We start from the raw sequence: 17,473 nt of genomic DNA, 5'->3' as shown, positions 1-17,473 counted from the left end.
GTCACCTCTCCTTCTGCAGTACGGACAGCGCGGCGATGAGTTCGGCCTGGGGTTCGGGGTGTACGTCGAGCGCGTCGAGCGGGGCGAGCCGGCGCTCGCGTTCGGTGTGCACGACCTTGTCGAGGTGCGCGGTGAGCAGCCGTCCGCCCCGGTCGCGCAGCCGCAGGGCCCCGTGGGCGCCGATCCGCTCGGCGAGCCCCTCGCCGGCGACCCGGGCCCGGCGTCCGCCGAGCAGCGCGGTGGCGACGAGGGCGGCGACCGTCTCGGGGTCGGGCGTGACCCCGCGGTCGAGGTCGCGGATCTCCTCCTCGGCGTACTCCTCCAGCTCCCGCCGCCAGCGCCGTACGGCCAGCCCGATCCGGTGCTCGGCGCTCTCCGGGGTCGGATCGCGCTCCGTCAGTTCCGGCGCGCCCGCGGCCGGTTCGCGCCGCCAGGCCTCGTCGACGCGTTCGTCGGCGGCGGTGACGGCGCACAGCAGGAGGGCGCCCAGGCTCTCCACGAGGGCGTCCAGGAGCTCCGCGGCGGTGCAGTCGAGGGGGAAGGCCCGCCACCGCTTGAGGGCGTCACCGGCGAGTACGGCACCGGCCTGGAGCCGCCCCCGCAGGCGCGCGTACTCGCTGTCGTACGCCCCCTCGACGGCGGCGGTGAGGCGCAGCGCGGCGGCGTACTGGGCGGCCGCGGCGCCGGCCAGCTCGGGCATCCTGGACTTGAGGGAGTCGAGGACGCCGTGGGCCGTACGGGCGACGGTGTGCTGCCGGGCCGCGGGGTCCTGCACCTGGTGGACGAGCCAGGTCCGCAGCGACGCCACGGCGGTGGCCGGCAGCAGTCCGCCGCCCCAGGCCGACTCGGGCAGTTCCGGCACCGTGAACCGCGGCACGTCGCCGAGGCCCGCCTTGGTGAGCAGGGCGCCGTACTGCCGTGAGACCTCGGAGACGACCTGGTGCGGCACCCGGTCGAGAACGGTCACGAGGGTGGCGTTGTACTCCTTGGCGGTGCGCAGGAGATGCCAGGGGACGGCGTCGGCGTAGCGGGCGGCCGTGGTGACCATGATCCAGACGTCGGCCGCGCAGATCAGTTCGGCGGCGAGGACGCGGTTGTCGGCGACCAGGGAGTCGACGTCGGGCGCGTCGAGGAGCGCGAGGCCCGGCGGGAGGGTGTCGGCGGTCTCGATGCGCAGCACGCGCGCGGGGTTCTCACCGGGCAGCAGGAGCTCGTCCCCCGGCTCCTGGTGCGGCACCCACACGCGGGTGAGGTCGGGCAGTACGCGCATTCCGCTGAACCAGTGATGGTCCTCCGGATGGCAGACCAGCACCGGTGTCCGCGTGGTCGGCCGCAGCACGCCCGCCTCACTCACCCGCCGCCCCACAAGGGAGTTGACGAGGGTCGACTTGCCGGCCCCGGTGGAACCGCCCACCACGGCCAGCAGCGGCGCTTCGGGGTCTCTCAACCGGGGCACCAGATAGTCGTCGAGCTGGGCGAGCAGTTCGTCGCGGTTGGCACGCGCGCGTGGGGCCCCCGCCAGGGGCAGCGGGAAGCGTGCGGCGGCGACACGGTCGCGCAGGGCGGAGAGTGCGTCGAGCAGCTGAGGCCGTACGTCCAAGGTCACCACATGTGAAGAATGCCCAATTTTAGGGGAATTCTGAAGCATATGAGCATGTCTGCGCGCCGACCGGACACAAGGGGCGGAAGGGATGACTGGGACGCAGGCACAGTCCAGGCATAACGAGTGCACAACACCCGGTGCGCGAGGCGCCAAAAGCGATGCACGATTCGTACCTGCCTGCGATTATCAGGACCGCTTCACGTAACCTCCACATCGAGCCACGGAGGCGAAGCAACAGGGACAAGGTCGTGGGAGCCCTATCCTTGTCCCCGGCAACGTCACGGAACGGCCCACACCCGGGCACCCAAGACAGAGGCCACCACACCCGGCCCCCGTAGCTCAGTGGATAGAGCAGGCGCCTTCTAAGCGCTTGGCCGCAGGTTCGAGTCCTGCCGGGGGCGCAAACACCTTCTGACCACGCACTTTGGGCAGAGGGTCTTTTCATGTCCGGCCCCCGATGCAGTAGGTGACCAAGCGCCTTCGGGTACGCACGCCCGAGGTCCAGTCACGGCTGAACGCGGACCGCTTCGGGCCCGAGGCGCTCAACACCGACTGGCCCCTGGTCGGCATCTTCGCCCAGCGCGGCACGAACCGCCCCAACCGCATCGGCGTCTCCCGCTGCCGGCTGCTGCACACCGACGGCCTCGACATCCACATCCAGGGCCTGGACACCGTCGACGGCACCCCGGTCCTCGACATCAAGCCCTACCTGGCCGAGTTCGGCCCGCAGGGCCCGACGCACCAGCCCGCCTGGGCGGCCGAGATCATGCGCGAGTACCACTGACAGTGGTACGGCGTAGAGTCGATCACCCTGACCGGATCAAGCCCTGACCGGGGACAAGCAGGGGGAAGGACCGACATGCGTCTGCGCTGCGCCGTGCTCGACGACTTCCAGCGGGCGGCGACCGAGTTCGCCGACTGGTCACCGCTCGCGGACCGGGTCGAGGTCGTCCCGTACGACACCCACTTCGCCGACGAGGACGCCCTGGCCACGGCTCTCGCCGACGCCGACATCGTGGTCACCCTGCGCGAGCGCGTCCCCTTCCCGGCCTCCCTCATCGCCCGCCTGCCCCGGCTGAAGCTGCTCATCGCCTCCGGCATGCGCAACTCCGTCATCGACTACGCGGCCGCCGAGGCGCACGGCGTCACCGTGTGCGGTACGGCGAGTTCGTCGACCCCGCCGGTCGAGCTGACCTGGGCGCTGCTCCTCGGCCTGGCACGCGGGATCGTCGAGGAGAGCAACGCCCTGCGCACAAAGGGCCCCTGGCAGTCGACCGTCGGCGCCGACCTGCACGGCCGCCGGCTCGGACTGCTCGGCCTCGGGAAGATCGGCGGCCGGGTCGCACAGGTCGGCCTCGCCTTCGGGATGGAGGTCAGTGCCTGGAGCCAGAACCTCACCCGGGAGCGCGCCGACGAGGTGGGCGTGCGCCTGGCCGGGTCCAAGGAAGAGTTGCTGGCCGAGAGCGACTTCGTCTCCGTGCACCTCGCCCTGGGCGACCGCACCCGGGGCCTGCTCGGGCCAGCCGAACTCGCCCTCCTCAAGCCCACCGCCTACCTGATCAACACCTCGCGCGCGGCGATCGTCGACCAGGACGCGCTCCTCGCCGCCCTGCACGAGGGCCGGATCGCCGGAGCGGGCGTCGACGTCTTCGACACCGAGCCCCTGCCCGCCGACCACCCGATGCGCACGGCCCCGCGCCTGCTCGCCACCCCGCACCTGGGCTATGTCTCGCGGGCCAACTACGCGACCTACTACGGCCAGGCCGTCGAGAACATCGAGGCCTACCTGGCGGGTGCACCCGTACGGCGGCTCCCCTGAGACGTGCGACCGCCGACTCTGCGCCACAAGAAGGGTGATCCGCGCAAGAACGCCGTTACCAGGAGTGAGCCTTCGCGTTGAAGGGGAAGTGCGACGGCTCGTCCTGCCGCCGCACTCACCGATCAGAAGGAGAACGTGATGTCTCGCATCGCGAAGGCAGCGGGTGTCGTCCTGGGCACCGGTGCCGTGGTCATCGGCGGCGCCGGCCTGGCTCTGGCGGACGCCACTGCCGATGGCGCGGCCATCGGCTCGCCCGGCGTCCTGTCCGGCAACGTCGTCCAGGTCCCGATCCACATCCCGGTCAACGTGTGCGGTAACACCGTCAACGTGGTCGGTCTGCTGAACCCGGCCTTCGGCAACACCTGCGCCAACATCAGCGGCGGCGACAGCCACAAGGGCCACCCGGGCCCGGGTGGGCACGGCGGCTACGGCGGCTGATCGTCCGTACGCGGAACAAGAGCCCCGGCACCTCGAGCGCCGGGGCTCTTCCCATGACCGGTCCCATGACCGGTCCCATGACCGGCCCCAGGAACCGCGGGGCCGCGGCTCTCAGGCGTACCGGTAGATCCCGCTGACGTTCTCCAGCTGATCCGGCGTCACGTCCCACGGCGGCAGCTTCTCGTGCCGGGCCACGACCCGCTCGTACTGGTCGCTCGCCGGGCCGGGCGGCCTCGCGGGCAGATAGCGGGCGCCGCCGTGCCGCCGCTGCCAGCGGTACCAGCACAGGTCGATGAAGGCGTGGTGCATCCAGAAGACGGGGTCGTTGACGGACGCGCCGCCGACCATGGCCCCGCCGACCCAGCGGTGCACCCGGTTGTGGTTGCGCCAGGCGGCACTGCCCCGGCCGCTCCCCCACCCTTCCAGCTTGTTGCGGAAGCCCTTGGTGACGGTCGAGTTCCAGGGCGAGACGTCGTAGACGGGGTCGGCGAGCGCCCCCTCCAGCTCGCTCCTGGTCGGCAGTGCGAGGGGAGCGGCGGCGTGCCCGAGGTCCCGGGTGAGGAACTGCGCGTCGGTGACGCCCTCCGTGAGGGTCCAGTTGCCGCTCGCGTAGGCGAACGGCCCGGTCATCACCTGGCGGTCCGAGCGCCGCCCGTTGCCGCCGAGGAGGTCCTTGGTCCAGGGCGCGGACGTCGTCGTACGGTCCCGGGTCCAGTCCCAGTACGGCACCGTCACCGACGAGTCCACCCGGCGCAGCGCCCGCTCCAGGTCGAGCAGGAAGCGGCGGTGCCAGGGCAGGAAGGAGGGCGCCATGTGGGCCGTGCGCAGACCGTCCTCGCCGTCGGAGGTGTAGTACTCGATGTGGGTGCGCACGAACTCGTCGTACTCGCCCCGCCGTTTCACCTCCAGCATCGCCTTCACGAACCGCCGCTTCTCTGCGGCGGTCAGGGTGCTGACGTCCTTACGCGTGTACACCATGGTGTCCCCCCGAGTGCGCGTGGTCGGCCGTGGTCGTGTCGCGCAGCCGCTGTCCCGGCCCCAGTTCGTCGACGGCCGCGCGGGCCGCCTCCAGCGGGGTCGGGTACGAGCGGTAGTGGTCGACCATGCTCAGCCAGCTGCCGTCGGCGCGGCGCATGAGGTGCAGCGGCCGGCCGTCCACGGTGACGTGCCACGGGGCGGCGCCGACGGGGTGTCCGGCGGCGATCATCCGCGAGCCGCGGATCCGCCGGCCGCGGTGGGTCTCGTCGAACCGGTCGGCCGGGTCCCCTGGTCGCGCGGACCGGCGCACCGGCCGGGAGGCCGCGACGACGGGGGCCAGCGCCAGGGCCACGGCCGTGACGAGCAGCCCGCGCAGCGCGTCCCGTCGCGCGGTGCGCACCGGCCCGGGTCTCACCGCCCCTGTTTCGGCGCTCGCCACTCCCCCACCGACGCTCACGACCATCGTGCACTCCTCGTCCGGTTCCGATGTACACAGCCGTAACCGCCCGAGGGCCCCTGTGGTCACTCCCGCGGTCCGGGTGGTCCCGGGGAGCCTGCGGGCCCGGGTGCCGCTGCCCGGCCCCCGGGCCCCTGTGCCGAGTTCGCCGCGTCGGTGCGGTCCTACAGGCCCGGTCCCGTGCCCAGGTCCGCGCCGGGCACCGTCTGCAGGACCGGGGCGAGGATGCCCGCCTGCGGGAGCTTCGTGTCGGGCAGGCCCATGTGGTCGGGGTTCGGCCGTGTCAGCGGGGCGTCCACGCTCAGGCCGGGCGACAGGGTGCGCAGGTCGGAGGCGGGTACGCCGACACCGACGTGGTCGAAGTCGGTTCCGAGGACGTGGGGCACGGGCGCGCGCATGCCCGCGCCGGGCAGGCCGCCGGTGATCGGCAGCTGCGGCAGGGTCCGCGCGGGGAGGAGCCGGCCCTCGACGAACTGCGGTCCGTCCGGCTTGCCCGGCTTCGGCAGCGGGATCTCGCCGCTCAGGCTGGGCAGCTCCATGTGGAGGGTTTTCTCGGCGGCTTCCAGCGGTACCGGGACGGGGACCGTGCCGACCGCGGCGGCGGGCGCGGCGGCAGCGCCCATGGCGGCCGCGACGCCGGTGACGACGGCGGCAAGGGTTCGGGGGGTCGACTTCATGACAGGTGCGGTCCCTTTCAGGGTTCGGGGGCTCAACGTCCTTACCGCGTAACGATCCTGGGGCGGTCACCAGCGCAAGAATCCCCCGGGTGCCGCAGTAGTACGACGAACCGACAGCGCCGGTCAGCTCGTCCAGAAGTCCCACCAGCGGGTCAGGACCAGCATGCCGACGATCCCGATGTGCAGCACCGGGGGCACCCAGGTGAACTCGTCGAGGAACGTCCTCAGCGGGGCGGGCGCGGGCAGGAACCGATGGCGTACGGCGTGCGAGGCGACGTACCAGAACAGCAGGATCGTGGCGGCCCACGCCAGACAGCACCACAGGCACAGCGCGTTGATCCGGTACAGCGACTGGAACTGCAGCCACGACACGAACCCGACGCCGAACAGGCAGCCGGCGCCGAAGAGCAGCCAGTACCAGCGGGGCAGGCGGGCGCCCGCGACCAGGCTCACACCGACGCAGATCACGACGCCGTAGGCGACCAGGCCCAGCATCGGGTTGGGGAACCCGAAGGCCGAGGCCTGGTCGCTCTCCATCACGCTGCCGCAGGACACCACCGGGTTGAGGCTGCACCCGGGGGTGAAGTCCGGGTCCTCGAGCAGCCTGAACTTGTCGAGCGTGATCACCCAGGAGGCCAGCAGCCCGGCCGCCCCCGTGATCACCAGCAGCAGGGCGAAGGCACGGCCCGCGCCCGCGGGTGCTCGCGGGTGCCGCCCCGGGCCGGCCACGGCGTCAGGCGCGCAGGCTGCGGGCCGGCAGCACGATGTGCGCGGCGGCGTCCAGGGTCTCGTCGGCGTTGACGAACTCGGCGAGCGCCTCCGGATCGACGGACTCGCCCGGCTCGGCCTCGGTCCAGGCGCGGGTGGTGAAGATCAGGTAGGCGAACCCGCGTGCCTCGACCGCCTCCAGCCACTCCGGCGGCACGGTGCACTGGACGTTGAGCCGCGGCATGGTGAGGACGGCCTGGCCCGCGACGACGAGCAGCCCGACCGGGAGACTGGGCCTGGCGATGCCGTCGACCAGCTCCCGTCCGACCGGCAGGCCGTTGTCCGTCAGCAGCCGCTCGACCGCGGCGGACGTCGCCTCCGGACCGCCCTCGGCGTTCCCGAGGGAGCAGACCAGGAGGTGGGGGATGTCGATGCCGTCGGCGTTCTCCCCGCTCCAGGGAAGTACGACGACGGTGCCCAGGTCGGCGGAGCGCAAGGGCCGGGTTTCGCTAGAGGTTGAGGTCACCGGGCGACCATAGCGACGCTCCGGAGGGCCGCAGGCCGCGTTCTCACCCGAGCGGGCGACGGGCCGCCGTCCGTCCACACGAACGAGGGACGGGCTCGAACAGCGAAGGGCCGATCCCGTGGCCTTGGACGCCACCACGGAATCGGCCCTTTTCCCGGATTGCTGCGGTGCCGGGAAAAGCGGATTCAGCCGCCCACGGGAAGAACGCCGACGATTCCGCCGTCGTTGTTCAGATCCCGGGTCGCACCCTTCACGGTGCTGAGCACGGAGTCCTTGTTCTCCGTGTCGAGCGCGTCCGACTGGTGCTGCAGGGGCATCACATCGATGGGACCCCTGGTGAGCGCGTTCACGGCGCCGTTGAGGCTGGTGGGCGTGAGGTCGGCGCTGTTGTAGGCGAACGCGGGCGCTGCGGCACCGGCGAGGACCAGGGAACCGGCAACGACAGCAGCGGCCTTCAGGGACTTCATCGTGTTCCTTTCTTCGGCAACTCATGTCACCAGAGGGAATTCTGACGCCGTGTCCAACGAGTTGCGACCGGCGCGGAAACTCCTCCTATGAGTCCTCATATGAAATCCCGCCGGCCCAACCGTTCAGCGCGTACGAGAGGCGGCGGGCCTAGCTCGACAGGCCGGGCGTCGGCAGGCTCGGCAGGCCCGGCAGGCTCGGTGCGGGCAGCTTGCCGCCCAGCAGCGTCGCGGCGACGGTGTTGACGAGACTCGTCACCGAGTGGGTGACCGCCGTGGCCACCTGAGCGGCGTCGCCCGAGGTCACCGCCTTGACCAGCTCGTCGATCGCCTTCTGCAGCGCGGCCAGCGCGTCGCCGATGACGTCGGCGGGGGCCGACACGGGGGCGGCCGGGAGGTCCGGCGTCGTCGGCGTGACGGGGGTCGTCGGCGTGACGGGGGTCGTCGGCGTGACCGGCGTCGTCGGCGTGACCGGCGTCGTCGGCGTGACCGGCGTCGTCGGCGTGACCGGCGTCGTCGGCGCTGTCGGGGTGACCTTGGCGATGGCGTCCTTCACGGCGGTGCCGAGCCTGGTCGCCTCGTCGGCGGGGAGTTGGCCGTTGTCGGCCTTGAGGACGGAGTTCAGCAGGTCGGTGACCGGCGTGAGGACGCCGCCGAGGTCACTCAGGCTCTTGACCTGGGCGAGGGTGTCCGCGTCGGGGAGGGACGCACGGGACGCCGCACGGGTGTGCTCCCGGGCCGGACCTGCGACGGCGGCCGGACCTGCGACGGCGACCAGGAGGGCGGCGCAGAGTGCGGTGGACGCGATACGCCGTGCGGGCAGACCACGCATGGGTGTTCCTTTCGATGAGCATCGGATCTGTGCCCACCGTGAGTTCACCCCCCGTGCCCCGCAACCGGTCGAGCGCCCCGCGTCCCCCGTTCGGGGGGCAACGCGGACCGGCCGCTCTCCCACGCAGGAACACGGGAGGGCGGCCGGTCGAGGCGTGACGTGTGAACGTCAGTCGTTCACGCACTGGTTGCCGAACGCCGGGTTCAGCAGGGCGATGATGTCGACGGTGTTGCCGCAGACGTTGACCGGAACGTGAACCGGGACCTGGACGACGTTGCCCGACAGCACGCCCGGAGAGTGGGCGGCGGCGGCCTGCGCGCCACTGTCGGCGGCGGCGATGCCCGCACCACCGGCGACGGCCGCGGCGGCAACGGAGGTCAGGGCCAGGCCCTTCGCGATACGCGACATGGAGAGTTGCTCCTTGGGGGGTTGACACAACACACCCGGGCGGGATGCCCGGCGTTGTGTCAACGCGCGGCGCCCGCGCGGGTTGTGCCGCCAATGGGGTGATCTACGGAGACCTCGACCATGCGCTTCCGACACAGTTGCCGCATATGCCAGCAATAGTCCGAATCGCGGCTAGAGTTGCGGACCTCCCGACGCCCCCACAGACAGCACGTCGCACGCACGGGGCGCCGTACTCCCCCGAAAGGGCACGCCGGTCATGCGTAATTCCCCAGGTCCACTGCTGCGCCATGCGATGGCGGGCGTGCTCTCCCTGGCGGCCCTGTGCACGCCGGTCCGCGCCGAAGCGGTGACGCCCGCCCCGCCCGCCCCGCCGACCGCGCAGGCGCAGCGGCTCCCCTTCACCGAGCGGTACCGCGCGACCCAGCACGGCGGCATCGTCCGCGCGGCCAACACGTCCATCAGCTGCCGTGCCTCCGGCCCGCGGGCCGCGTCCGCCTGCCCGGCCGTACGCGCGGGCGGGAAGGGGGTCAACGGCGGCTTCGACATGTTCTACGTCGACGTGGACCGCGACCCCAACACCTACAACTCCTCCCGCGCCGAGGTCCGGCTGCCCGAGGGCTCGCGGGTGACGTACGCGCGGCTGTACTGGGGCGGCAATCTGCGGGTGGGCGAGCAGAAGCCGCCGAAGGACAACGGGCGGGTGCTGATCGCCGAGCCGGGCGGCGAGTACAAGGCCCTGCTCGCGGACACCGTGGTGGGCCACCGGGTGACGCACGGCGTGGACGCCTTCCAGGCCTCGGCGGACGTCACGAAGCTGGTCCGGGACAGCGGTTCGGGCCTGTACACGGTGGCGCAGGTCAATGTGGCGATGGGCAGGTCGACGGCCGGGGCGTGGGGCGGCTGGACGCTGATGGTGGCCTACGAGAACCCGGACCAGCCGCTGCGGCACCTCGCCGTCCGGGACGGCTTCGACGCCCTGAACTCCCGTACCGCCCTGGAGATCCGCGTGGGCGGGCTGCGCCTGGCGAGGAACGGCACCGGCCGGGTGGGGCTCGTCGCGTACGACGGCGACCGCGGCCGTACGGGTGATTCGTTCACCGTTTCGGCCGGCCGCGGTTCGAACACCGTGCTCTCCGGTCCCGCCGACCCCCGGGACGACGTACTGAACTCGACGATCTCCGAGGCGGGGGCGTCCGCGCCGGAGCGTGTGCCCTCCTACGCGCACACCCTCGGTTACGACTCGGACGTGTTCGAACTCGGAAACGCTCTGCGGCGCGGCGGTGACCACCTGGCCTTCCGGCTCGTTTCCCACCGGGACGCGGCGTGGGCCGGTGCGCTCTTCGTCGTCGTCGATGCCCGGCAGTAGGCGCGTTCCGGCCCGTCCCGAGCCCGTCCATGAGCGAGGAAACCCCGCAATGCAGCAGTCAGCAACCGACCCCAGGCCGCGGGTCCTGCACCTCACGCAACCTGTGGACGGCGGGGTCGCCCGGGTGGTGACGGACCTGGTGCGGGCCCAGCTCGCCGCCGGCCTGCACGTCACGGTCGCCTGCCCGCAGGGTCCCCTCACCACGGGCCTGCGGGACCTGGGCGCGGACGTACGGCGGTGGGAGGCGACGCGCTCCCCGGGGCCCGCACTCGTCGGCGAGGTACGGCGGCTCGCCCGGGTGATCGAGGAGGTGCGGCCGGATCTGGTGCACGCGCACAGCGCGAAGGCCGGACTGGCCGGGCGGATCGCCGTGCGGGGACGGATCCCGACCGTGTTCCAGCCGCACGCCTGGTCGTTCGAGGCGGTCGGCGGCGTCACCGCCGCCCTCGCGCTCGGCTGGGAACGGCGTGCGGCGCGCTGGTCCGCGCGGACGGTGTGCGTCAGCGAGGCGGAGCGCCGGACCGGGCTGCGGGCCGGGATCGCGGGACGGTGGAGCGTGATCCCCAACGGGATCGACACCGACCGCTTCCGTCCCGCCGCGGCGGACACCGTACGGGCAAGGCTTCTTCCCGGGGTCGATCCGGCGGCGCCGCTCGTGGTGTGCGTGGGGCGGCTGTGCCGGCAGAAGGGGCAGGACGTCCTGCTGCGGGCCTGGGACGCGGTGCTGCGACGGGTGCCGGACGCCCGGCTCGTGCTGGTGGGGGACGGGCCGGAACGGGACGTGCTGCGCGCACGGGCCCCGGAGTCCGTGCGCTTCGCGGGGGCCGTCGCCGATGCCGTGCCCTGGTACCGGGCCGCCGATCTGGTCGTCCTGCCGTCGCGCTGGGAGGGCATGGCGCTCGCCCCGCTGGAGGCGATGGCCTGCGGGCGGCCCGTGGTGATGACGGACGTGGACGGCGCCCGGGAGAGCCTGCCGCCCGCGCTCGCGTCGCGCTGCCTGGTGCCCCCGCAGAACCCGGCGGCTCTGGCCGACGCCGTCGCCGCCCTGCTGCTCGACCCGCCGCTGCGCGAGTCGCTCGGCCACCAGGGGCGCCGTCACGTCCTGTCCACCCATGACGTGCGGCGCGCGTCCGAGGCGGTGGCGGGCCTGTACCGCGACCTGCTCGACGCCGAGCCCGCCGCGCGCCTCGCGCCCACCGAGTACAGGGAGCCCATCCACTCGTGACCGCGGAAAGCACCGTCCCCTCCCCCGGCGGACACGCCCGGGACCTCGGATTCTCAGCCGTCTCGATCCTGCCGCCGCGCGGCCCCGGAGCGGGATTCCGGTTCCCCGCCCGCCGGCCCCCGGCCCGCCCCGCCTCCCCGGTCCCGCTGCTCACCGCGGACCTCGTCGCCGGCCTCGTGGGGACGCTCGCGTTCAGCGGCGCCCAGTGGCGGCCGCTGCTCGTGGCACTGCTGGTGGCCGCGTCGATGCTGCTGCGCCCGCATCCGCCCCGTCAGGTGACCGGCGTCCTCGACGAACTGCCCGCCGTCTGCGCCAGGATCGCGGTCGCCTGGCTGTTCCTCGCCGCCGCGTCGGCCTCCTACGACGTGGAGCGGGCGCTCCCGGTGACCACCCTGCTCGTCGGCTTCCTGCTCCAGTCGGTGACGGCCTGCGTGGGCCGCGGCCTCGTGCGCAGGCACCAGCGCGTGGCCCGGCTGGTCCGTCCGCGCTCCGCCCTCGTCATCGGCCCCGCGGCGACCGCGCAGCGCGTGGCCGCCGCCGTACTGCGCCATCCGGGCTGCGGGGTACGGCCGGTGGGGATCGTGAGCGAGCAGCCCGACGGCGGTGAGGGGCTGCCCGTGCTGACGACCGGCGAGGAGGTCGAGCGGGCGCTCATCCAGAACGGCGTACGGGAGGTCCTGACCGTGCATCCGTCCGTACGGTCCCGGCAGGGGCCGCTGCTGCGGGCGCTCGCGGAGTCGGGCTGCGCGGTGTGGGAGATCGACGCGGAGTCGCCGTCGTACGAGATGCGGGAGCAGCTCGCCGGGTTCTCCTGCCGGCGTCTGGTGATGGGGTCGCGGCGGCGGGGCAGCGCCGGGAAGCGGGCGCTGGACGTGGCCGTGTCCGGGGCGCTGCTGTTGCTGGTCAGTCCGCTGCTGCTGGTGTGCGCGGTGGCGCTGCGGCTGAGCGGCGGGCCGGGCGTGGTGTTCCGGCAGGAGCGGATCGGCAAGGACGGGAAGCCGTTCACGCTGCTGAAGTTCCGCACCCACCGGCCGGTGGACGCGCACGAGGCGGCGACGCGCTGGAGCGTGGCGAACGAGCACCAGATGCCGTGGCTGTGCCGCTTCCTGCGACGCACCTCGCTGGACGAACTGCTCCAGCTGTGGAACGTCCTGCGGGGCGACATGAGCCTGGTCGGTCCGCGGCCCGAACGCCCGTACTTCGTCGCGAAGTTCAGCCAGACCTACCCCGGTTACGCGGCCCGTCACCGGATGCGGACCGGCATCACCGGGCTCGCCCAGATCAACGGCCTGCGCGGTGACACCTCGATCGAGGACCGCTGCCGGTTCGACAACGCGTACATCGACAACTGGTCGCTGTGGCAGGACATCTGCATCCTGCTGCGCACCGCGGCCGCGCTCGTGCGTCCGACGGGGAGCTGAGCGCGCATGAGTCTCGCCCTGAGCCTGCCGCGGGTACGGGAGTTCTCTCCCGTCCTGCCGGTGGTGGCCGTGGTCGCCCTGCTGGCGCTGCCGGTGTCGCCGACCGCCGAGAGCGGGGCGGGACCGGCCGACGCGGTCTCCGCACTGGTGGTGCTGTACTGCGTGATCCGTCTGCTGCGGGAGCGGCGGCGGCCCCTGTCGCGGACGGCGGCCGTCGTGCTCGGCCTGCCGGTGGCCGCTCTGGCCGTCGCCGCGGTGGGCGCGTCCTCACCGGTGGCCGGGCTCACCGGCATGGGCCGCTACCTCCAGGTCTTCGTGGTGGTCCCGGCGGCCGTGCTGCTGCTGGTCCGGGACCGGCGTGACTTCCGGCTGCTGGCCTGGGCGTTGGTGGCTCTCGCCGGGTGGCAGGGCGCGATCGGCGTGCACCAGTACGCGACCGGGACCGGCGCCTCCTACCAGGGGGCGGACATCCGGGCCGTCGGCACCTTCGGGCCGTCGGACGTGATGGGGATGGCGACCGTCGTCTCCTTCGGGCTGGTGTGCGCGCTCGGGCTGGCGCTCGGACGGGCGTCGGTACGGCAGCGGGTGGTCGCCGCCGGGTGCGCGCTCGCGCTGCTCATGCCTCTCGCCCTGTCCTTCAGCCGGGGCGCGTGGATCGCCACGGCCGTGACGTGCTCGGTGCAGCTGGTGCTGGCCGGGCTGCGGCGGGCGCTGGTGGTGGGGGCCGTGGTGGCCGCCGTCGGCGTGGTCCTGGTGGGCGGGTTCGGGGTCGGTTCGGCGCAGCTGCAGGAGCGGATCGGCAGCATCACTCAGGTCACCGACGCCCCCGACCAGTCCGTGACCGACCGGTACACGATGTGGGCGGCGGCCGTCGGCATGTGGCGCGAACAGCCGCTGACCGGCGTGGGGTTGAAGGGTTTCCCCGAGCAGCGGGACGCGCACGCCTCGCTGGCCCTGTCCGCCGGCAGTGACACGGAGGGCGCGGGTGCGGCCTTCCGCCGGCAGCCGCTGCTGTCCCCGCACAACATGTACCTCCTCGTGCTCGCCGAACAGGGGCTGGTCGGTCTGCTCGCCCTCGCGGGCAGCTGGCTGGCGCTGCTGGTGTGCGGGCTGCGGGGGCTGGTGCGGGCGCGCGGGTCCGGGCGGGGGCTCGACTGCGCGCTCGTCGGCTGCGGGCTGCTGGTGTGGCAGCTGACGGACTTCGCGTACGCGGACATCGGCGGCCCCTCGACGGTGCTGACCGCGGTGTGCTTCGGGGTGGTGGCGTGGTGGGCGCTGGTCGGCAGCGGTGCCGTGCCGGTGCGGGCCGGGGCCGGTTCCGTGACGGCGCGGGCCGGTGCCGCCGACGAGGCCGAGGAGGCCGGAACCCGATGACGGTGCCCCCTCCGCATGCCTCCGGGTCGGCCGGCGCGGGTCCCTCCGGGTCGGCCGGGGCGGGTCCCTCCGGGTCGGCAGGGGCGGACCCCTCCGGCTCGGCAGGGGCGGACCTCTCCGGCTCGGCAGGGGCGGACCTCTCCGGGTCGGCAGGGGCGGACCTCTCCGGGTCGGCAGGGGCGGACCCCTCCGGCTCCGACGCCGGCCTCGCCTCCGGGGCCGCGCGCTCGCACTCCGACTCCGGCCCCGCCTCCGACGACGGCGGCTCCAGCTCCGGCTCCGGCCCCGCCTTCGAGTGCCCCGGCTCCCACTCCGAACCCGAACCCGATCCCGTCTCCCGCTCCGCCGAACGGCGCCCCTTCCCCGGCCCCACCTCCGGGTCCCTCGGTTCGCACTATGCCCCGGGCCCCGCCTCCGGGGCAGTCGGCTCCACCTCGGATCCCCGCCTCGCCTGCGACAACCACGGCCCCCACTCCGCCGCCGGCCCCGCCGTCGGATGCTCCGGCTCCAGCTCGGCCCCGGGCCCCGCCGCCAGGCCCGCCGCATGGAGCCCCGACTCCCGCCCCGCCTCCGGGAGCGCCGGATCGCACTCCGATTTCGGTCTCGTCTCCGGGGGCGCCGGCTCGAACTCCGCCCCCGGCCCCGCCTTCGAGTGCCCCGGCTCCAGCTCGGCCCCGGGCCTCGCCGCCAGGCCCGCCGCATGGAGCCCCGACTCCCGCCCCGCCGCCCCCAGCACCCCCGGCCCCGGTGAGTCCCGAGCCGGGACCAAGGCCCCCGTCGGTGGCCCGCTTCCAGTTCCCTCGGCGCGTACCGCTGCCAGGCCGGGTCACGGTGTTCCCGAGCTTCCGCCCGTCTCCCGTCGTTTCCTCGCCAAGGCCACCGCCGTCACCGCCGCGCTGTCCGTCGCCGGGGCGTTGCTCGGGCTGGTGCGGGATCAGTCGTTGGCGCGGTTGTTCGGGGCCGGGAGCGGGACGGACGCCTTCCTGGTGGCGTGGACCGTGCCGGAGTTCGCGTCCACGCTGCTCATCGAGGACGGGCTGGCCTTCGTGCTGATCCCGGCGTTCAGCCTGGCGCTGGCCCGGCGTGCCCGGGGCGTTCCCGGCGACCCGGTCCGTGCCCTCGTCGCCGCCACCCTGCCCCGCCTGACCCTGGTCTTCGTCGCCGCGTCCGCGCTGATCGTCGCCACCGCCCCCTACCTGGTCGAGGCGCTGGCGCCGGGCCTGCCCGACCCCGCCCTGGCCGTGGACTGCACCCGGCTCACCGCGACCTGTGTGCTGAGCTTCGGGCTCGCCGGGTACTGCAGCGCGGCGCTGCGGGCGCACCGGCGGTTCCTGATGCCGGGCGCGATCTACGTGGCGTACAACGCCGGCATCATCACGGCGATGTTCGTGCTGGGCGGCGACTGGGGGGTGCGGTCGGCCGCCGTGGGTGTCGCGGCGGGCGGGGCCCTCATGGTGGCGGTCCAACTTCCCGCGGTGTGGCGGCAGTTGCGCCACTCCCCGGTGCGCCGGGAGGAGCCCGCCGAGACCCCGGACCGGACGGTGACCCTGGCACTCGTCGCCCCCCTCCTGCTCTTCGCGCTGTGCCGGCAGTCCCAGGTCCTCGTCGAGCGCTTCCTCGCCTCCGCCCTCCCCCCAGGGGCCATCTCGCACCTGAACTACGCGCAGAAGGTGGCCCAGATCCCGATGACCCTGTCGCTGATGCTGTGCACGGTCACCTTCCCGGTGGTCGCGCGGGCCCTGGCCGACGGCGACACCGAGCGGGCCCGTACCCGTGTGGAGCGGGACCTGGCGCTGGCCGCCTGCATGGTGCTGCTCGGTGCGGCCACGGTGATCGCGTGCGCCCCGCAGATCATCGAACTCCTCTTCCAGCGCGGCGCGTTCACCGCCCTGGACACGGCGGCCACGGCGGGCGTGATGCGCGTGTACGCCCTCGGGCTGCTCGGTCAGACCCTGGTCGGCGTACTGATCCGCTCGTACTTCTCGGCGGGCCGCCCCACCTGGTACCCGGTCTGCGCGATGGCCGCGGGCATCCTCGTCACCTCGTGGTCCGGCGCCTGGGCGGTGGCCCCCTGGGGCGTGTCCGGGATCGCCGCCGCCAACGCCGCCGGGATCACCGTGACGGCGTCGCTGCTGCTCGCCGGCATGGGGACGACGCACCGGGGCGTCCCGCGCGGCATCCCCGTGCGCACCCGGCAGGTGCTCGCGGAGCTGAGCCGGCCGGTGTGCGCGGCCGCGGTCGCGACGCCGGCGGGAGGGCTCGTCGCGAGCCGGGCCGGTGAGCCGCTGCCGGGACTGCTCGCGGGGGCGGCGACCGTGGCCGTCGTGTTCGTGCTGCTCGGCCTGGCCCTGGGCGCCCAGGGCTTCGCACCCGCCCTCCGTTCCGTACGGGCCGCCGCCCGTACCTTCACCCGAAGGCTCACGCATGGCCGTTGACTCCGCCGGCACCCGTACGGCGCCCCGCCCCGGCCCCGCTCCCTGGGTGGCGATGTACCACTCGGTGACGGACTGCCCGGACGACCCGTACCGCATCACCGTCACTCCCGACCGGCTGGAACGGCAGCTGAGATGGCTCGCCGTGCGGGGTGTGCGGGGCGTGTCCATGGCCGAACTGCTGGCCGCACGCGCGCGCGGCGAGGGCCGGCGCCTTGCGGGGCTCACCTTCGACGACGGCTACGCCGACTTCGTCGACCATGCCCTGCCCGTGCTGCGCCGGTTGGACTTCGGCGCCACCCTCTTCGTACTGCCCGGCCGGCTCGGCGGCGACAACGCCTGGGACCCGCTGGGCCCGCGCAAGCCGCTCCTGACGGCGGACGGCATCCGGCAGGCGGCACGGGCGGGGATCGAGATCGGCTCGCACGGGCTGACGCACGTGGACCTCACGGCGGCGGACGACCTCCGGCTGAAGGCCGAGGTCGTCGAGAGCCGGGCCGCGCTGGAGGACCTGCTCGGCGCGCCGGTGGACGGCTTCTGCTACCCCTACGGCACGCTCGACCAGCGAGCCGTCGAGGCCGTACGGGGCGCCGGGTACCGCTACGCCTGCGCCATCGACCCCGGCCCGCTCACCGGCCCGCTGGCTCTCCCCCGCCTCCACGTCGGACAGAACGACGGCGCCGTACGCCTGTTCCTCAAGTACCGGCTGCACCGGCTGCGGCGCCGTCCTGTGGAGGGTCTGTGA

17 protein-coding genes, 1 tRNA gene and 1 pseudogene are annotated in these 17,473 nt (G+C 73.5%); 10 read left to right on the top strand and 9 right to left on the bottom strand.

Going from position 1 to position 17,473, the window contains the following annotated elements; all coding sequences use genetic code 11:
* Position 1: 1 nt before the first annotated feature.
* Positions 2–1,609 (bottom strand): dynamin family protein, encoded by a 1,608-nt coding sequence (locus ACFYZ8_RS01820; RefSeq protein WP_359031829.1) that lies wholly within the window; start codon positions 1,607–1,609, stop codon positions 2–4.
* A gap of 322 nt (positions 1,610–1,931) precedes the next feature.
* Between ACFYZ8_RS01820 and ACFYZ8_RS01815 the strand changes: the two genes are divergently transcribed.
* From ACFYZ8_RS01815 to ACFYZ8_RS01800, 4 genes are all read left to right on the top strand, one after another.
* Positions 1,932–2,004, top strand: a tRNA-Arg gene (locus tag ACFYZ8_RS01815).
* A 65-nt stretch (positions 2,005–2,069) separates the two neighbouring features.
* Positions 2,070–2,387, top strand: a complete 318-nt coding sequence (locus tag ACFYZ8_RS01810; RefSeq protein WP_388536574.1) for a TrmO family methyltransferase — start codon at positions 2,070–2,072, stop codon at positions 2,385–2,387.
* 75 nt (positions 2,388–2,462) lie between these two features.
* Complete coding sequence (locus ACFYZ8_RS01805) at positions 2,463–3,422, top strand: D-2-hydroxyacid dehydrogenase family protein (protein WP_388536573.1); 960 nt, start codon at positions 2,463–2,465, stop codon at positions 3,420–3,422.
* A gap of 138 nt (positions 3,423–3,560) precedes the next feature.
* Complete coding sequence (locus ACFYZ8_RS01800) at positions 3,561–3,860, top strand: chaplin (protein ID WP_359031533.1); 300 nt, start codon at positions 3,561–3,563, stop codon at positions 3,858–3,860.
* Between the two features lie 111 nt (positions 3,861–3,971).
* Here ACFYZ8_RS01800 and ACFYZ8_RS01795 read toward each other — a convergent pair whose 3' ends face one another.
* From ACFYZ8_RS01795 to chpG, 8 genes are all read right to left on the bottom strand, one after another.
* Positions 3,972–4,838 carry a tyrosinase family protein gene (locus ACFYZ8_RS01795; RefSeq protein WP_388536570.1) on the bottom strand — a complete coding sequence of 289 codons (867 nt, stop codon included), beginning with the start codon at positions 4,836–4,838 and terminating at the stop codon, positions 3,972–3,974.
* Entirely contained in the window at positions 4,822–5,301 is a 480-nt protein-coding gene (locus tag ACFYZ8_RS01790; RefSeq protein ID WP_359031530.1) for a tyrosinase cofactor, read from the bottom strand. The genes ACFYZ8_RS01795 and ACFYZ8_RS01790 overlap by 17 nt, the downstream gene beginning before the upstream one ends.
* Before the next feature lie 158 nt (positions 5,302–5,459).
* Positions 5,460–5,972, bottom strand: coding sequence for a hypothetical protein (locus tag ACFYZ8_RS01785; protein ID WP_359031529.1), 513 nt, complete (start codon positions 5,970–5,972; stop codon positions 5,460–5,462).
* A 123-nt stretch (positions 5,973–6,095) separates the two neighbouring features.
* Entirely contained in the window at positions 6,096–6,701 is a 606-nt protein-coding gene (locus ACFYZ8_RS01780) for a vitamin K epoxide reductase family protein (protein ID WP_388536568.1), read from the bottom strand.
* 4 nt (positions 6,702–6,705) lie between these two features.
* Positions 6,706–7,206, bottom strand: coding sequence for a DUF5949 family protein (locus tag ACFYZ8_RS01775; RefSeq protein ID WP_359031527.1), 501 nt, complete (start codon positions 7,204–7,206; stop codon positions 6,706–6,708).
* A gap of 185 nt (positions 7,207–7,391) precedes the next feature.
* A complete protein-coding gene (locus ACFYZ8_RS01770) occupies positions 7,392–7,673 on the bottom strand; it encodes a hypothetical protein (RefSeq protein WP_359031526.1) in 282 nt (93 codons plus the stop codon).
* Between the two features lie 148 nt (positions 7,674–7,821).
* Positions 7,822–8,502: a hypothetical protein gene (locus ACFYZ8_RS01765; protein ID WP_388536566.1), complete on the bottom strand. Its 681-nt coding sequence runs from the start codon at positions 8,500–8,502 to the stop codon at positions 7,822–7,824.
* Between the two features lie 168 nt (positions 8,503–8,670).
* The gene (gene chpG / locus ACFYZ8_RS01760; protein ID WP_359031524.1) at positions 8,671–8,910 is read right to left on the bottom strand and encodes a chaplin ChpG; all 240 of its coding nucleotides are present in this window, start codon (positions 8,908–8,910) and stop codon (positions 8,671–8,673) included.
* Between the two features lie 256 nt (positions 8,911–9,166).
* Between chpG and ACFYZ8_RS01755 the strand changes: the two genes are divergently transcribed.
* The 6 genes and pseudogenes from ACFYZ8_RS01755 (at position 9,167) to ACFYZ8_RS01730 (ending at position 17,473) form a co-directional block, all read left to right on the top strand.
* Positions 9,167–10,276, top strand: a complete 1,110-nt coding sequence (locus ACFYZ8_RS01755; protein ID WP_388536564.1) for a DUF3344 domain-containing protein — start codon at positions 9,167–9,169, stop codon at positions 10,274–10,276.
* Positions 10,277–10,325: 49 nt separating this feature from the next.
* Entirely contained in the window at positions 10,326–11,501 is a 1,176-nt protein-coding gene (locus tag ACFYZ8_RS01750) for a glycosyltransferase (protein ID WP_388536562.1), read from the top strand.
* Positions 11,498–12,922, top strand: a complete 1,425-nt coding sequence (locus tag ACFYZ8_RS01745; RefSeq protein WP_388536560.1) for an exopolysaccharide biosynthesis polyprenyl glycosylphosphotransferase — start codon at positions 11,498–11,500, stop codon at positions 12,920–12,922. Before ACFYZ8_RS01750 ends, ACFYZ8_RS01745 begins: the two co-directional genes overlap by 4 nt.
* A 6-nt stretch (positions 12,923–12,928) precedes the next feature.
* Positions 12,929–14,296 (top strand): O-antigen ligase family protein, encoded by a 1,368-nt coding sequence (locus ACFYZ8_RS01740; RefSeq protein WP_359031520.1) that lies wholly within the window; start codon positions 12,929–12,931, stop codon positions 14,294–14,296.
* Between the two features lie 779 nt (positions 14,297–15,075).
* Positions 15,076–16,731: pseudogene (murJ, locus tag ACFYZ8_RS01735) on the top strand (murein biosynthesis integral membrane protein MurJ); the annotation flags it as partial.
* Complete coding sequence (locus ACFYZ8_RS01730) at positions 16,721–17,473, top strand: polysaccharide deacetylase family protein (protein WP_388536558.1); 753 nt, start codon at positions 16,721–16,723, stop codon at positions 17,471–17,473. The pseudogene murJ and the gene ACFYZ8_RS01730, both read left to right, overlap by 11 nt.

This window comes from Streptomyces sp. NPDC001668, from assembly GCF_042893155.1.
Taxonomy (GTDB): Bacteria; Actinomycetota; Actinomycetes; order Streptomycetales; family Streptomycetaceae; genus Streptomyces.
This window is presented reverse-complemented; position numbering and strand designations above follow the sequence as displayed.

Coding starts and splice junctions, on each gene's coding strand:
- ACFYZ8_RS01805 (WP_388536573.1), top strand. CDS start 2,463: ATGCGTCTGCGCTGCGCCGTGCTCGACGACTTCCAGCGGGCGGCGACC.
- ACFYZ8_RS01800 (WP_359031533.1), top strand. CDS start 3,561: ATGTCTCGCATCGCGAAGGCAGCGGGTGTCGTCCTGGGCACCGGTGCC.
- ACFYZ8_RS01795 (WP_388536570.1), bottom strand. CDS start 4,838: ATGGTGTACACGCGTAAGGACGTCAGCACCCTGACCGCCGCAGAGAAG.
- ACFYZ8_RS01790 (WP_359031530.1), bottom strand. CDS start 5,301: ATGGTCGTGAGCGTCGGTGGGGGAGTGGCGAGCGCCGAAACAGGGGCG.
- ACFYZ8_RS01785 (WP_359031529.1), bottom strand. CDS start 5,972: ATGAAGTCGACCCCCCGAACCCTTGCCGCCGTCGTCACCGGCGTCGCG.
- ACFYZ8_RS01770 (WP_359031526.1), bottom strand. CDS start 7,673: ATGAAGTCCCTGAAGGCCGCTGCTGTCGTTGCCGGTTCCCTGGTCCTC.
- ACFYZ8_RS01765 (WP_388536566.1), bottom strand. CDS start 8,502: ATGCGTGGTCTGCCCGCACGGCGTATCGCGTCCACCGCACTCTGCGCC.
- chpG (WP_359031524.1), bottom strand. CDS start 8,910: ATGTCGCGTATCGCGAAGGGCCTGGCCCTGACCTCCGTTGCCGCCGCG.
- ACFYZ8_RS01755 (WP_388536564.1), top strand. CDS start 9,167: ATGCGTAATTCCCCAGGTCCACTGCTGCGCCATGCGATGGCGGGCGTG.
- ACFYZ8_RS01750 (WP_388536562.1), top strand. CDS start 10,326: ATGCAGCAGTCAGCAACCGACCCCAGGCCGCGGGTCCTGCACCTCACG.
- ACFYZ8_RS01740 (WP_359031520.1), top strand. CDS start 12,929: ATGAGTCTCGCCCTGAGCCTGCCGCGGGTACGGGAGTTCTCTCCCGTC.
- ACFYZ8_RS01730 (WP_388536558.1), top strand. CDS start 16,721: ATGGCCGTTGACTCCGCCGGCACCCGTACGGCGCCCCGCCCCGGCCCC.